14 protein-coding genes are annotated in these 14,044 nt (G+C 65.5%); 4 read left to right on the top strand and 10 right to left on the bottom strand.

Annotated features, from left to right (window positions below; translation table 11 throughout):
• Window positions 1-31: 31 nt before the first annotated feature.
• Window positions 32-1,135, top strand: a complete 1,104-nt coding sequence (gene aroC / locus H7828_RS06210; protein ID WP_226780137.1) for a chorismate synthase — start codon at window positions 32-34, stop codon at window positions 1,133-1,135.
• 34 nt (window positions 1,136-1,169) lie between these two features.
• On the opposite strand, the gene H7828_RS06205 is transcribed toward aroC, so the two are convergent.
• The 3 genes from H7828_RS06205 to H7828_RS06195 form a co-directional block, all read right to left on the bottom strand.
• Complete coding sequence (locus tag H7828_RS06205; protein ID WP_226780136.1) at window positions 1,170-1,541, bottom strand: PRC-barrel domain-containing protein; 372 nt, start codon at window positions 1,539-1,541, stop codon at window positions 1,170-1,172.
• Between the two features lie 69 nt (window positions 1,542-1,610).
• A complete protein-coding gene (locus H7828_RS06200) occupies window positions 1,611-2,507 on the bottom strand; it encodes a DMT family transporter (protein ID WP_226780135.1) in 897 nt (298 codons plus the stop codon).
• Window positions 2,508-2,593: 86 nt separating this feature from the next.
• The gene (locus H7828_RS06195) at window positions 2,594-3,577 is read right to left on the bottom strand and encodes a DNA topoisomerase IB (protein WP_226780134.1); all 984 of its coding nucleotides are present in this window, start codon (window positions 3,575-3,577) and stop codon (window positions 2,594-2,596) included.
• Window positions 3,578-3,715: 138 nt separating this feature from the next.
• On the opposite strand from H7828_RS06195, the gene H7828_RS06190 reads away from it, so the two are divergent.
• Both H7828_RS06190 and H7828_RS06185 read left to right on the top strand, forming a co-directional pair.
• Complete coding sequence (locus tag H7828_RS06190) at window positions 3,716-5,200, top strand: AMP nucleosidase (RefSeq protein WP_226780133.1); 1,485 nt, start codon at window positions 3,716-3,718, stop codon at window positions 5,198-5,200.
• A 128-nt stretch (window positions 5,201-5,328) separates the two neighbouring features.
• Window positions 5,329-5,616, top strand: a complete 288-nt coding sequence (locus tag H7828_RS06185) for an HU family DNA-binding protein (RefSeq protein WP_226780132.1) — start codon at window positions 5,329-5,331, stop codon at window positions 5,614-5,616.
• A gap of 148 nt (window positions 5,617-5,764) precedes the next feature.
• Here H7828_RS06185 and H7828_RS06180 read toward each other — a convergent pair whose 3' ends face one another.
• The 7 genes from H7828_RS06180 to H7828_RS06150 all read right to left on the bottom strand — a co-directional run bounded on the left by H7828_RS06180 (window position 5,765) and on the right by H7828_RS06150 (window position 13,209).
• Entirely contained in the window at window positions 5,765-6,928 is a 1,164-nt protein-coding gene (locus tag H7828_RS06180; protein ID WP_226780131.1) for an amidohydrolase family protein, read from the bottom strand.
• Window position 6,929: 1 nt separating this feature from the next.
• Window positions 6,930-7,625 carry an ABC transporter ATP-binding protein gene (locus tag H7828_RS06175; protein ID WP_226780130.1) on the bottom strand — a complete coding sequence of 232 codons (696 nt, stop codon included), beginning with the start codon at window positions 7,623-7,625 and terminating at the stop codon, window positions 6,930-6,932.
• The gene (locus H7828_RS06170; protein ID WP_226780370.1) at window positions 7,618-8,316 is read right to left on the bottom strand and encodes an ABC transporter ATP-binding protein; all 699 of its coding nucleotides are present in this window, start codon (window positions 8,314-8,316) and stop codon (window positions 7,618-7,620) included. The genes H7828_RS06175 and H7828_RS06170 overlap by 8 nt, the downstream gene beginning before the upstream one ends.
• The gene (locus H7828_RS06165) at window positions 8,313-9,248 is read right to left on the bottom strand and encodes a branched-chain amino acid ABC transporter permease (RefSeq protein WP_226780129.1); all 936 of its coding nucleotides are present in this window, start codon (window positions 9,246-9,248) and stop codon (window positions 8,313-8,315) included. Before H7828_RS06165 ends, H7828_RS06170 begins: the two co-directional genes overlap by 4 nt.
• A complete protein-coding gene (locus H7828_RS06160; RefSeq protein ID WP_226780128.1) occupies window positions 9,248-10,174 on the bottom strand; it encodes a branched-chain amino acid ABC transporter permease in 927 nt (308 codons plus the stop codon). The genes H7828_RS06165 and H7828_RS06160 overlap by 1 nt, the downstream gene beginning before the upstream one ends.
• Window positions 10,175-10,351: 177 nt before the next feature.
• Complete coding sequence (locus H7828_RS06155) at window positions 10,352-11,647, bottom strand: ABC transporter substrate-binding protein (RefSeq protein ID WP_226780127.1); 1,296 nt, start codon at window positions 11,645-11,647, stop codon at window positions 10,352-10,354.
• Between the two features lie 116 nt (window positions 11,648-11,763).
• Window positions 11,764-13,209 (bottom strand): hypothetical protein, encoded by a 1,446-nt coding sequence (locus H7828_RS06150; protein ID WP_226780126.1) that lies wholly within the window; start codon window positions 13,207-13,209, stop codon window positions 11,764-11,766.
• Here H7828_RS06150 and H7828_RS06145 point away from each other — a divergent pair.
• Entirely contained in the window at window positions 13,203-13,994 is a 792-nt protein-coding gene (locus tag H7828_RS06145) for a copper chaperone PCu(A)C (RefSeq protein ID WP_226780125.1), read from the top strand. The two genes, H7828_RS06150 and H7828_RS06145, sit on opposite strands and share 7 nt — an antisense overlap.
• Window positions 13,995-14,044: the final 50 nt, after the last annotated feature.

The raw sequence follows: 14,044 nt of genomic DNA, 5'->3' as shown, positions 1-14,044 counted from the left end.
ACAGCGCCAGACAAGAAAGCGATCCGCCCTCATGAGCCTGAACACCTTCGGTCACCTGTTCCGCGTCACCACATGGGGCGAAAGCCACGGCCCCGCCCTGGGCGCCACCATCGACGGCTGCCCCCCCGGCGTGCCCGTCACCGCCGAGGCGCTTCAGCACTGGCTGGACCGGCGCAAGCCCGGGCAGAACAAGTATACCACCCAGCGGCGCGAACCCGACGCCGTGGAAATCCTTTCGGGGATGTACGAGGGGGTGACGACCGGCACACCGATCCAGCTTGCGATCCAGAACACCGACCAGCGGTCGAAGGACTACAGCGAGATCGCCGAGAAATTCCGCCCGGGCCATGCCGACATCACCTATTGGCAGAAATACGGCATCCGCGATCCGCGCGGCGGCGGGCGGTCTTCGGCCCGCGAGACGGCCGCGCGCGTGGCCGCCGGGGGCGTGGCGCGCGCCGCCCTGGCCAAGATGCTCCCCGACCTGTCGATCACCGGCTACATGGTGCAGATGGGCCCCCATGCGATCAACCGTGAACAGTTCGACTGGGACGAGATCGCCCGCAATCCCTTCTGGACCCCCGATGCCGACGCCGCGGCCTATTGGGCCGGATACCTCGACACCCTGCGCAAGAACGGCAATTCCTGCGGCGCGGTGATCGAGGTTGTGGCGCGGGGCGTTCCCGCCGGGCTGGGTGCGCCGATCTACGGCAAGCTCGACACCGATCTGGCCGCCGCGATGATGAGCATCAACGCCGTGAAGGGCGTCGAGATCGGAGAAGGCATGGCCGCCGCCGCCCTGACCGGCGAGGCCAACGCCGACGAGATTTTCATGGGCAACGATGGCCGCCCGGTGTTTTCGTCGAACCATGCCGGCGGCATCCTGGGGGGCATCTCCACCGGGCAGGACGTGGTGGTGCGCTTTGCGGTGAAACCCACCTCAAGCATCCTGAAGCCCCGCCAGACGATCACCAAGTCGGGCAAGGCCGCCGAGATCGTCACCAAGGGCCGCCACGATCCCTGTGTTGGCATCCGCGCCGTTCCGGTGGGCGAGGCGATGATGGCCTGCGTGATCCTCGATCACCTGCTTCTGGATCGCGGCCAGACCGGCGGCGAAAGGGGGCCGATCGGCTGACCGGCCCCCGTTATCGGGTTATCGTTCCGCTGGATCAGATCCAGTAATAGGGCAGGCCGAAATGGCCATGCGCCTGCATTTCCCACCGACGGTCGCGATCGCGCGCCCAATCGTCCTCGCGCGGCGGCAAGCTTTCCAGCTGCTCTTTCGTGATGTCGGTGACATAGCCGCCCTTGTCGGTGTCATAGCTCAACTTGGCCCAAGGCACCGGCATATGTTCTTCGCCAAGGCCAAGGAAGCCGCCGAACCCCATCACGGCATAGCCGATCTTGCCACTTTCCTTGTCGATCATGACATGGTCGATGGTGCCGATATGGTCGCCCGTGGGGCTGTAAACCTCGGTTCCGGTCACGTCGCGTGACGATACATGGGTCGAGGCGGTGTCGGTAACGGTGTTGGTGGTCATCGGAAAGTCCTCCATTCCGGATGCGTTGCCTGAACAACGTATCGGCATGAAATTTGTTCCGATCCGGCCCTATTTGCCGATGCCCGGCGATGCCGCCCCGACGCGCGCCGCCTTCGATATCTGAACGGCCGCAATCCCGGCGGTGATGATGGCCACGCCCAGCAGGTCGATCCAGCCCAGGGTCTCGCCCAGCAACAGCGCGGCGATGGTCACGCCAAGGAAGGGGTTGAGGAAATGGAAGGTTGCCGCCCGCACCGCACCGATGCGATCCACCAGCATGAACCAGACCAGCGTCGCGATCAGCCCCGGCACCAGTGTGGTATAGGCAAAGGCCAGCACCAGCCGCAGCGACCATTGCACCTCGTAGGTTTCCGTCGCCGCCGAAACCAGCGCAAGGCAGATGCTGCCCACGAACATCTGAAGGCCCACTACCATCAACAGGTTGCCCCCCGATGACGCGCCCCTGACCGAAAGCGTGGCCACCGTCAGCGCCATTGCCCCCAGCAGGCAAAGCGCCAGTCCGCCGATATCCACCCCGCCCGAAAGGCGCGACCCCATGATCAGCAGCACCCCCAGCATGCCCGCCGCCAGCCCCGCCAGGCCAAGGGGGCGGGTGCGTTCGCCAAGAAACATCCAGCCCGCAAAGGCCACCATCAGCGGCAGCGACGATGCGATGATCGAGGCAAGCCCCGCTTCGATCTTCTGCATCGCGACAAAGTTCAACCCGAGGTAAAGCGCGTTCTGGCAGATGCCGAAAACCACCGTCGCCCGCCACTGCCCGCGCGTCAGCCGCCAAGTCTGGCCCAACGCCAGCGCTATGCCCACCCCCAGGATGCCCGATACCAGGAACCGCAGCGACAGCGACATCAGCGGTGGCGCATCGACAACGATCATCCGCGCCGAGGTGAAGGCCGAAGACCACATGAAGGCAAAGGCCATGCCCATGACGATTGACTTGATGTCCATGCTGCTGCTCCGGTTCCGCCTGTCTTCCCGGGGCAAGGGCTAACCCGAACGGCGGGCGGCGTCAGCAGGAAACGTGGCCGCGCGCCCTAACCGCCAAGAAGCGCCATCATGCGCCGTTCGTCCTGACGCAGGCCGGCAATGTCGGGCATGGTGTCGCGGATGCTGTCGATGTCCTTCGCATCCGCCTCGCTCAGGGCGATGACGCTGGGGTGGATATAGCTTTTGCGCGCGATGGCGGGGGTATTGGCCAGACGCTTTGCCGCGGCTTCGGACATGGCCTTGATCGTCCGCTTTCCGTCGGTCAGCGCGGCGTGAAGGGCGGCGACCGTGCCGTTCCAGGTGCGGAAGGTCTTGGCGGTCAGCCCCTCTTCGCCGGTCATCTCGGCCAGGGCGGCGTTCACCGCGTCGGAACTGACGGAATGGGCCGTGCCGTCATCGTCCACCCAGCCGACAAGCGTTGCGCCCGACAGATCGTCAAGCCTGTGCAGCGTGCGTTGCAGGGTCCGATCATGCACCGGGCGGCGCACCTTCTGCCCGCCCTTGGCGGTGAACCGCAGGGTGATCGCGCCGTCGTCGTCCACCCGCATGTGGCGCGATCTCAGGGTCGTCGCGCCATAGGCCCCGTTGCCCTGCGCATACCCGGCATTGCCGATGCGCAGCGACATCCGGTCGATCATCGCCAGAACGGCGGCGATGGCAAAGGGGCGGTCGGCATCTTCACGGCGCAGATCGGCGGCGATCCGGCGGCGCAGGGCGGGCAAGGCGGCGCCGAAACGGGGCAGGTCGTCAAACTTCTTGCGGGCGCGAAAGGCGGTCCAGTCGGGGTGATAGCGGTACTGCTTGCGCGCCTTGGCATCGCGCCCCGTCGCCTGAAGGTGGCCCCGCGCAACCGGGCACATCCACACGTCCTCATAGGCAGGGGGCACGGCCATCGCCGCCAGGCGGGCCCGTTCGTCCGCATCCTCGATCCGGGTGCCGTCCGGCGCACGATAGGAAAATCCGCGCCCGGCCCGGTGGCGGGTGATGCCCGGGCGGCTATCGGGATAATGGATCAGGTCTGGCTCTGTCACGGCGCTGTCATTTCCGGCTGTCATCGGCGAACGCGGGGGCCGATGCGGCGGTTCCCGCAGATCTTGCCCGACAGGGGCATTCTGCGATAGGCAATGCCATTCCCGGACCATGGGAAGACCAACAAGAAAGGATGCGCCATGTACGCCCCCACAAAGAACCTTCCCATCGTCACGCCCGAAACCCGGGCGCATGAGACATTCACCGACCCCGCCGCCGCCGTCCTGCGCCTGCAGGAACTTTACGACGAGGCCTGCCAGTTCCTGGGCCGTCATTTCCTGGCCGCGATTTCGGGGGACGCGCCCACGTCGCGCTATCGGGCCTTCTATCCCGAGATCCGCTTCACCACGACCAGCTTTGCCGGAGTGGACAGCCGGCTCAGCTTTGGCCATGTGGCGGGGCCTGGCATCTATTCCACCACCATCACGCGGCCCGATCTTTTCGCGGCCTACCTACGCCAGCAGATGGGCCTGCTGATCGAGAACCACGGCGTCGGTGTCCAGATCGGCCCCTCGACCACGCCGATCCCGGTGCATTTCGCCATGGCCGGCGACGGCACCGTGACCGTTCCGCACGAAGGGACCATGGATTTCACCCTGCGCGATGTCTTCGACGTGCCCGACCTGGCCACGACGAACGACGATATCGTGAACGGCTTCGGCTTCACCTATCCCGACGGCGCGGCGCCCCTGGCCCCCTTTACCGCCCAGCGGATCGACTATTCGCTGGCGCGCCTGTCCCACTACACGGCCACCAGCCCGGCGCATTTCCAGAACCACGTCCTGTTCACCAACTACCAGTTCTACATCGAGGAATTCGAGGCCTATGCCCGCAGCGTCCTGGCCGACCCGGACAGCGGATACGAAAGTTTCGTCGGCCCCGGCAACCAGGAGATCACCGATCCCGAGGCCCCGATGCCGACCCCGGCCAAGCTGCCGCAGATGCCCTCCTACCACCTGAAAAAGGCGGATGGCGGCGGGATCACCCTGGTCAACATCGGCGTCGGCCCCAGCAACGCCAAGACGGCCACCGACCATATCGCGGTGCTGCGCCCCCATGCCTGGATCATGGTCGGCCACTGCGCCGGGCTGCGCAATTCCCAGCGGCTGGGCGATTTCGTGCTGGCCCATGCCTATCTGCGCGAAGACAAGGTGCTGGACGACGACCTGCCCGTCTGGGTGCCCGTCCCCGCCCTGGCCGAGATCCAGATCGCGCTGGAACAGGCGGTCGCCCAGGTGACCGAGCTGGAAGGCTTCGATCTGAAACGGATCATGCGCACCGGCACCGTCGCCAGCCTCGACAACCGCAACTGGGAGTTGCGCGACCAGTCCGGCCCGGTGCAGCGCCTGTCGCAAAGCCGTGCCGTCGCGCTCGACATGGAGAGCGCCACCATCGCGGCCAACGGATTCCGCTTCCGGGTGCCCTATGGCACGCTGCTCTGCGTTTCGGACAAGCCGCTGCACGGCGAATTGAAACTGCCCGGAATGGCCAGCGATTTCTACCGCACACAGGTGGCGCGACACCTTTTCATCGGCATCAGGGCCATGGAATCCCTCAACGGAATGCCGCTGGACCGGATACATTCGCGCAAGTTGCGCTCGTTTGAGGAAACGGCTTTTCTCTGACGTGGCAAAAACCGGCGCAAAATGCCTGTTTTATGAGGAAATTGCACCACTAGTCGTTGTGTCGGCCCTCTATATAGGGCTAAATTGCGCCAATGATGCCTAGTGAGGGCATATTGAGGAGACCATACATGGCAAAACCAATGACCAAGACCCAGCTCGTCGCCGCCCTGGCCGATGAAATGGGAACCGACAAGAAAGCCGCCGGCACCGCGCTGGACAGCATCATCGCCATCATCACCCGCGAAGTTTCGGGCGGTGGCGCTGTCACCCTGCCCGGCGTCGGCAAGATCTATTGCCGCGAACGCCCCGAGCGGATGGTGCGCAACCCCGCCACCGGCGAGCAGATCAAGAAAGAGGCCGACAAGGTGGTGAAGATGACCATCGCCAAGGCACTCAAGGACAGCGTGAACGAATAAGCCTTTCGACATCGCTTGATGTCAGACGGGCCGCCCCACACCGGGCGGCCCGTTTTCGTCTGGCGTGGGGCAGTGAGTATTTTTGCAAAAGAGAAACAGCATGGATTTCTTCTTTGTCCAAATACTCATTGTCAGGCGCTTGCGACCCTCACACCGTTTGCGGCAGGCGCGTGGCGGGCGGCGTGTTGCGCGAACGCTGGCTGGTGATGCGCCCGTCGATCACGGTCATCCCCACGCCGGGCAGGTTGCCCAGTTGCACCGATTCAAGGATCGTCTTGCCCGGCGCGTGCTGGGCCTGGTCCATCAGGACGAAATCGGCGCACATGCCCTTTTCGATCAACCCGGTATCCAGCTTGCGCTGGCGCGCCGTATTGCCGTTGCCAAAGCAGAAGGCGATTTCGGCGGGCACGTTGCCAAGGCTCGCCAGCATGGCGATCATCCGCAGGATGCCCAGGGGCTGCACCCCCGATCCGGCCGGCCCGTCGGTGCCCAGGATCACCTGATCCAGCTTGTCCAGCTCGCGCGCCGTGTTCAGGGTCAGAAGCGCGGCGCGTTCGTTGCCGTTGTGCACGATTTCAAGCGCCGCCTTGCAGCTTTCGCAGATGCAGACGATCTGATCATCCGGCAGGGCGGAATGGCCGCCGTTGATATGGCCCACCACATCGGTTCCGGTTTCCAGCACCATGTCGGCGTCGATCAACCCCGATCCGGGGATTGAGGGGCCTCCGGTGTGGATGGTGCTTTGCATCCCGTACTCGCGGGCCCAGCCGATCATCTCGTTCGCGGTCTTGCCGTCCTTGATGGTGCCCAGACCCACCTCGCCGATCAGGCGCACGCCCGCATCGGCCATCTGCTTGAAATGATGTTCCTCCAGCCCCTTCTGAAGCAGGGGCGCCCCGGCATGCACCTTCATCCCCGAGGGGCGCAGGTTCTCGTACCAGCGCTGCGCCGCGATCGCCATCGCCACGGTACCCACCGGATCGTTCGGGCGGCCGGGCATATGCACCTCGCCCGCCGAGATCAGGGTGGTGACGCCACCGTGCAGCGTGCTGTCGATCCAGTGCAGCTGTTGCTGGCGGGGGGTGTAATCGCCCACCACCGGGTGAACGTGGCTGTCGATCAGGCCCGGCGCCAGGGTGACGCCATTGGCATCGACCGTGGTTGTCGCGCCCTCCAGGTCCATGTCCTTTTCGCGGCCCCATTCGGTGATCTTGCCATCCACCGCAATGATCGTGTCGGCCTCGTAGATCGGTTGCTCCATCTTGCCGGACAGCATCAGGCCGATGTTCTTGATGACGAGCTTTTCGGACATGTCACACTCCCAGGTGGCGGGTCAGGGTTTCGGGGTTCGCGCGCAGGGCATCGCCGCGCAGGGTTTCGATGGTGCGCCCGCTTTCGATGAAGACCGCGAGATCGGCCAGCGACAGGATCGCCTCCATCCGCTGCTCCACCAGCACCACGGCAACACCTTCGGATTTCATCCGCAGCACCACCTGGCGGATCTGGTCGATCATGCTGGGCTGAAGCCCTTCGGTGGGTTCGTCCAGCAGCAACACGCGCGGGCGCAGGCACAGGGCGCGGGCGGTGGCCAGCATCTGCTGTTCACCGCCCGACAGGGTTTCGGCCCGCTGGGACAGGCGTTCGCGCAACCGGGGAAAGATCGACAGCACCCAGTCGCGGGTGTCGCGCCCTTCGCCGCAGGTCATCAGGCCGATGTCGATATTCTCGGCCACGCTCAGTTCGGCGAACAAACGGCGGCCCTGGGGGATATAGCCGACCCGCTGTTTCGCGATCCGTTCGGGCGGCAGGCCATGCAGCGGCGCCCCGTCCAGCGTGATCGTTCCGGCGCTGACCGGCAGCAGCCCCATGATGGCCCGCATGACGGTGGTTTTCCCGGCCCCATTGCGCCCCAGCAGGCAGGTGATTTCCCCCGGTTTCGCCGTCAGCGATACGCCGAACAGGGTGTTCACCCGGCCATAGGCGGCGTGGATGTCGGCAAGTTCAAGCATCCTCGGTTCCCAGGTAGGCGGCCTGCACATGGGTGTCGGCGCGGATCTGGTCGGGGGTGCCCTCGGCCAGAATCTGCCCCTGGTTCAGCACGGTGATATACTGCGCGGTTTCCATGACCACCGACATGTTGTGTTCGATCAGCAGGATGGTGGTATCCTTCAGCCCGGTGATCAGCGCCTTGAAATCCGCGATCTCGGATTCGGCCAGGCCCTGGGTGGGTTCGTCCAGGATGAACAGCCGGGGGTTCTGGGCCAGGCCCATCCCGATCTCGAGGATCCGCTGATGGCCGTAGGACAGATCGCCCGCCACCTGCCCGGCCCTGTCGGCCAGACCGACCCGGTTCAGCACATCGGCCACCCGCGCCGCGCTGCCCCCCGCGCGCCGTGCCGCAAGGGCGACGTTTTCATGCACCGACAGCCCGGCAAAGACCGAGGTGATCTGGAAGGTATAGGCAATGCCAAGGGCGATACGCCTGTGCGCGGGCAGGTGCGATATGTCCTGCCCGTCAAAGGAAACCGTGCCGCGCGTCGCCTCGATCCGCCCGCAGAGCATGCCGACGAAGGTGGATTTTCCCGCCCCGTTCGGCCCGATCAGCGCGCGGATCTGCCCGGCGGGCAGGTCGAAATCAACGTCGGTGTTGGCGGTGACACCGGCATATGTCTTGGTCAGGCCACGGGTTTGCAGGATCACGGAAGCCACGGCAGCCCCCTCTTGCGCAGCGTGCCCAGAATGCCCTGGGGCAGGAACAACGTCAGCGCCACCAGCACCACGCCCGCCACGAGCATGTAGGCGTCGGTCAGACCGCTGGACAGGTCGATCAGGTAGAACATGAACACCGCCCCGATCAGCGGCCCAAGGGTGGTGCCCGCCCCGCCCAGCAGGACATAGAGCAGCGGGAAGATCGAATAGGGCACGGCGGCGAAACTGGCACCGGCATAGCCGAACAGCAGGGCATAGGCGGCCCCCGCCAGCCCCGAGATCATCCCCGAGACCACCAGCGCGATCCACTTCAGCCGCTGCACGTCATAGCCCAGCATGGTCGCCCGCGCCTCGTTCTCGCGGATGGCGATCAGGGTGCGCCCGAAGGGTGCACGCACCAGCGCACCGATCAGAAGCAGGACGACCGCAAACAGGAACAGCGCGGCGAAATAGCGCCCCGTCTCGCCGCTCAGGTCGATGCCGGCGATGTTGCGCATGGCCTGGGGAATGACGAAGCCTTCCTCGCCCCTGGTCCATTCGCTGAAATAGAGCGCGGTGAGGTATCCCGCCTGCGCGAACATCAGCGTCACGATCATGAAGGCCACCCCCCGCGTGCGCAGCGCCAGCGCCCCGGTGATGCCCGCCACCACTCCGGCGGCCACCAGCGCCAGCCCAAGGGCCGGCAGGGCGGGGATGGCAAGATGCGTCATGGCCAGCGACAGCCCGTACATCCCGGCGGCAAAGAACAAGGCGTGGCCCAGCGACAGCAGCCCGGTATAGCCGAAGGCCAGATTGTACCCCATGGCATAGATCGCCAGCACCATGATCCGCGCCAGGTTGCCCGAATGATAGGCCGGCAACACGAAGAACGCCGCCGCCAGCAGCGCGATGGTGCAGAGATGCAGAACCAGCCCCCGTCCCATCAGTGCGCCTTCTTGCCCAGAATGCCCTGGGGCCGGAAGACCAGCACCATGGCCACCGCCAGCGTGGCAAGGATCTTGGCCAGCGTGGGGGAAAAGAAGACCGAGATCACGCCGTCGCTCATCCCGATCAGAATGGCGGCAATCACCGTGCCGGGCAGCGACCCGAGCCCGCCGATGATCACCACGATGAAGGACAGAAGCAGCGGATCGGCCCCCATCAGGTAATGGGCCTGCTGGATCGGCACCACCAGCACGGCGCCCATGGCGGCAAGCGCGGCGCCCAGCCCGAAGACAAGGGCATAGACCCGCGACACCGGGATGCCGAAGGCCTGCGCCATCTGGCTGTCCTGCTGGGTGGCGCGCATGATCAGACCGGCCCGGGTGCGCGTCATGAACAGCCAGAGCGCCACCAGGATCGCGGCGGCGGCGGCAATGACGAAAAGCTTGTACGACGTGATGGACAGCCCCCAAGGATAGTAGAACGACAGTTTGCCATCCACCCATTCGTACCACGGCAGGGCGATGCGGCTGTTGAAGGGGGGTTCGACCGGGCGGGCATCGGGGCCGAAGGTCATCAGGGTGCCCTGCTGGATGATGTAAAGCAGACCGATGGTGGCGACGATCGTGCGCTCGGGGTCATAGTCGATGCGTTGCAGGATCAGCTTGTCCGCCGCCGCCGCCAGCGCCCCCACAAGGGCCGGGGCAATGACCAGCGCGGCGACGAACCCCAGCGCCGGATGGGTGCCCAGGGTCGTTGCCACGAACCAGGCGATGACCGCGCCCAGCATGTAGAATTCGCCGTGCGCCACGTTGACCACGCGCATCACGCCGAAGACCACCGAAAGGCCCATGGCCGTCAGCGCCAGGATGGCCGCGGCAACCGCGCCTTCCAGCATGGCAAGCATAAGGTGGGGGCCGAAATCCATGTCTCAGTTCGATCCTCTGGATGGGAAGGGCAAAACCACGGGCGTCAGCGCGGCCCGACAGATGCGCCTCCGGCGGGAGTATTTGGGCAAGAAAGAAACGCAACTGCCCTCTTTCTTGCCGCAAATACTCAGATCCCGCCGTCGCACCATGGGCTGCCCTGTCGGCTGTGCGCCGGTTCAGAAGGACTGCGTGGTGTAATCCACTTCGTCCTCGTAGAGGGTATCTTCGATGCTGGTGGTGTGGACGCGGTTCATCCGCCCGCCTTCGACCTTGCTGATGTACTGGTGGCCGAAGACCTGGTGGGTCTTGCCATTGAACCGCTTGGCGCCCTGGGGGTGGTCCATGCCTTCGGGCATGTCGGTCATGGCCTCGACCGCCTCGATCAGCGCGGCGCGGTCGTCGGGGCCCTGGTATCCCGAAGCCTCCATTCCCGCCTTGATGATGTTCAGCGTTTCCCAGCATCCGAACATGTGGGCATAGGTGCTGACATCCTTGCCGTCGCTGACCGAGGCGCCGTTGTCGTCCACGCCGACGGCCTCGCGGTAGGCTTTGTCGTATTCGGTCTGGTCGGCCTGGGCATAGCGCGGGTTGCCTTCCCACATGTAGGACCCTTCAAGGAATTCCAGCCCCGGCGACGACATGTCGACCGCTTCGAGGCTGTCGATGAAGCCGAAGAGCTCGGGGCGCGAGGGGCCGAAGAATTCGCCCAGTTCCTTCACGAAGGTCAGGACGGCGGGGCCGGTCATGACGTGATAGATCACCTCGGTGTCGCGGGGGATCTGCGGGAAATACTTGGTAAAGCTGGTTTCGGTGGGCGGAATCGCGATCTTGGCGTTGATCGTGCCGCCCTGTGCCTCGAACGCCTTGCTGAAATAATCGCGGTGATCGTGGCCGAAGGCGAAATCCGGGAAGATCATGCAGACCTTCTTGCCCAGGTTCTGCGACACGAAGGGCGCCATCGCCTGGACCTGGCTTTTCACGTCGGTGATTCCGGGCTGCAGGGTATAGCGGTTCAGCATTCCGCTGGCCACGTGATGGCCTTCGGAGACGACGAAATAGGGCAGCTTCAATTCGCCCGCCCGGGGGGCCGAGCCGATGACGACATGGGAGAAGAGCGTGCCGAAGGCCACGTCGCACTTGCTTTGGGTGGCGAATTTCTCGACCACCTCGGCGCCGCGCTTGGGGTCGGTGCCGTCATCCTCGGGGACCAGTTCCACCATGCGCCCGTTGATGCCGCCCGCGTCGTTGATCCGCTTGACGGCGGCCTGGCTGGTGCGGTCATACCAGCGCCCGTACGAGGCGCCGATGCCCGTCCGGTGCACCTGGAACCCGATCCTGATCGGGGCGCTGGATTGCGCCTGGATGAAACCGGGCATCGCCGTGCTGGCGGCAAGGGCCCCGGCGCCAAGGCCAAGTGTCTTCAGCGCGCCGCGCCGGTCAAGCAATCCACGTGCGGGGAGTCTTTCGGTCATGTCAAACCTCCTGGTCGGGTGGCGCCGGGCGCCGGGATGGGGCCTTCTGGCCCTTGTCATTGGAATTCAAGTTGTATGTGTGCGAACGATCTGTCCAGATTTTTCTTTACTCAGGGTCATGCGCCGCGCGGCGCCGCAAGAAGCCATAGCCCCAACAGCGTATAGAGGACCATGAACACCGCCAAGGGGATTTGCGCGATCAGCGCAGAATGTCCGCGTCCATAGAGCACGACAGCCGCCCGATGCGCCAGAAGCACGCCAAGCATGTGCGCCAGAACGATGATTCCCGCCTGCCCCAGCCAGATCGCCTGCACCGTGGCGCGGGTGTTGAAGAATCCCGTGGTGACATAGAACTGCCCCAGCCCAAGAAGATCGGCGCCCTTCGCCAGCGGGTCGGTCAGGGCCGCAAGGGCATATTGGCCGTTGACCAGGAATGTGGTCAGGAAATGGGCGACGTGATAGCCAAAGGCGATGGGCAGGACCGACATCGCCAGATGCGCGATGGCCCCTTTCAGCGGCGGCAGCGGTGCCGCCGGATCGACCGCACGCAGGGCCAGGTGCCCGGTGGCCACGCAGGCGGCGAACACCAGCACCAGCGCCAGGTTCGCCCCCAGCAGGCCCAGGGCCGTCGGCCAGATCACCGCCGAACGGCCCGGAAAGGCCAGCGGGTTGATGCCGATCTGCGCCAGCCACCAGAAGGTGTCGTTCAACCCGTCAAAGCTCCCCGCGCCCAGGATCACGATCACGAAAAGGCCCAGCGACAGCGGCACGTCGCGCTGCGGCACGGCCCAGCCGGGGCAGCCGATGGCAAGGCGCGGATGCCAGCGCAGGGGCGCCAGCGTCGCGAAAAGCCGCAACAGAAGGGTGAAGCACTCGGCCCGCTCCAACCAGTCGTCGGCGCCAAACAGCGCCATGCCGGCAAAGGTGAACAGGGCATATCCCATGACGAAGGCCGCCAGCCTTGCCGGATCGTCGGGCGCCGGATCGGCCAGCGCAAAGCCGGTGACGGCGAGAAAGACCAGGATCGCCGGGGCATGGCCCAGCCGGGCCGGCAGGCGCAACGGCGGCGGCGCATCGCCCCACAGCAGGCCGTGCAGCCCGCGCCAAGGATTGACCCAGGCCCAGAGATTGCCCACCACCCCCTGAAGCGTGAACAGAGCAATCCACCACAGCGTCCAGATTGTCAGCGGCAGCAGGTTCGACAGCGGGTCGCGCGGCCCGTTGAACCCGACCCATAGAAGCCAGGCCAGCAGCGCCAGCGACAGCAGGCTGATGATCCGGCGCGCCATGGCCAGCGGAGGTGTGCGCATCAGCCTGCGGGGGGTGAACAGCCCGGTCAGCCAGCCATCGGGCAGGCCGGCGACGATCAGCACGCTCAGCGCGACGGCAAGGCAGCCGCCGGTGATGTAAAGCCCGGTGGGCAGCAGCAGGACAAAGCCCCCCTGCGCCGGATGCGCCAGCGCGGCCGAGGGCAGAAGCACGGCAAGGCAGAGATTGACGGAACGGCGCAGGGCAAACATGCTGCGCAGCAAGCCACAGCTTTGCCGGGATGCCAATGACACTGCGCCGCCGTATCGCGATTTTGCTTACCCTTGCCCTTCTGGCGGGTGGGGCGCTGTTCCTGGCGCTGCGCCCCGCCCCGGTGCCGATCCGGGCCGAGGGAGCGACGGCGGTGCCCCTGACCGACGAACCCGGCACCCTGCGGCTGTTCATGACGCTGCACAATGACGGCGGGGCCGACCGGCTGACCGGTGCCAGTTCGCCCCTTGGGGGAACCATCGGAATCGTGGCGCCGGGCGACGGAATCACCCTGCCCGCCGAAAGTGCGCCGATCCTGGCCATGGATGGTGCCCACCTGCGCCTGTCGGGGCTTGAGGAAATGCCGGGCGACGGTGCCGTCCTGCCCCTGACGCTGCAGTTTGCCAGCGGCGCGCGGGTCAGCACGCGCGCGGTTCTGTCCGATCCCATGGCGCGCGGCGCGGCGGGCGATCTGGGGCTTCTGTCGCTGGGGGGCATCTGCCGCGTGGGCGAGGGCGAACCGGCGCCGCAACTGCGCCTGTCGGTCACGCCGGATGGCACGGGCTGGACGGTGACCGTGGAGTCGGACGACTTCACCTTCTCGGAACCGATGGCCGACATGGGTCATATCCCGGGCTATGGTCACGGGCACCTTTATGTCGACGGGGTGAAGTTGCAGCGGATGTATGCCCCCACCGCCCGTATCGGCGCCCTGCCCGAAGGGGCGCATCTGGTCGAGGTGACCCTGAACACCAACGATCATCGCGCCTATGTGGTGAATGATCGCCCGGTCACGGCCAGCGTGACGCTGGAGGTGGCGCGCCCCTGAAACCTGTTGACACAGGGCGGGCATCTGTTTTGATCGTGTACAAACGATGT

It is taken from the genome of Oceaniglobus trochenteri (assembly GCF_020529025.1).
GTDB lineage: Bacteria > Pseudomonadota > Alphaproteobacteria > Rhodobacterales > Rhodobacteraceae > Oceaniglobus > Oceaniglobus trochenteri.
Note: the sequence above shows the minus strand (reverse complement) of the source record. Positions and strands in the feature narration are given on the sequence as shown.

What these genes read in the sequence shown, in the direction of transcription:
- aroC (WP_226780137.1), top strand. Translation starts at nt 32, where the DNA reads ATGAGCCTGAACACCTTCGGTCACCTGTTCCGCGTCACCACATGGGGC.
- H7828_RS06205 (WP_226780136.1), bottom strand. Translation starts at nt 1,541, where the DNA reads ATGACCACCAACACCGTTACCGACACCGCCTCGACCCATGTATCGTCA.
- H7828_RS06200 (WP_226780135.1), bottom strand. Translation starts at nt 2,507, where the DNA reads ATGGACATCAAGTCAATCGTCATGGGCATGGCCTTTGCCTTCATGTGG.
- H7828_RS06190 (WP_226780133.1), top strand. Translation starts at nt 3,716, where the DNA reads ATGTACGCCCCCACAAAGAACCTTCCCATCGTCACGCCCGAAACCCGG.
- H7828_RS06185 (WP_226780132.1), top strand. Translation starts at nt 5,329, where the DNA reads ATGGCAAAACCAATGACCAAGACCCAGCTCGTCGCCGCCCTGGCCGAT.
- H7828_RS06180 (WP_226780131.1), bottom strand. Translation starts at nt 6,928, where the DNA reads ATGTCCGAAAAGCTCGTCATCAAGAACATCGGCCTGATGCTGTCCGGC.
- H7828_RS06175 (WP_226780130.1), bottom strand. Translation starts at nt 7,625, where the DNA reads ATGCTTGAACTTGCCGACATCCACGCCGCCTATGGCCGGGTGAACACC.
- H7828_RS06165 (WP_226780129.1), bottom strand. Translation starts at nt 9,248, where the DNA reads ATGGGACGGGGGCTGGTTCTGCATCTCTGCACCATCGCGCTGCTGGCG.
- H7828_RS06160 (WP_226780128.1), bottom strand. Translation starts at nt 10,174, where the DNA reads ATGGATTTCGGCCCCCACCTTATGCTTGCCATGCTGGAAGGCGCGGTT.
- H7828_RS06155 (WP_226780127.1), bottom strand. Translation starts at nt 11,647, where the DNA reads ATGACCGAAAGACTCCCCGCACGTGGATTGCTTGACCGGCGCGGCGCG.
- H7828_RS06145 (WP_226780125.1), top strand. Translation starts at nt 13,203, where the DNA reads ATGACACTGCGCCGCCGTATCGCGATTTTGCTTACCCTTGCCCTTCTG.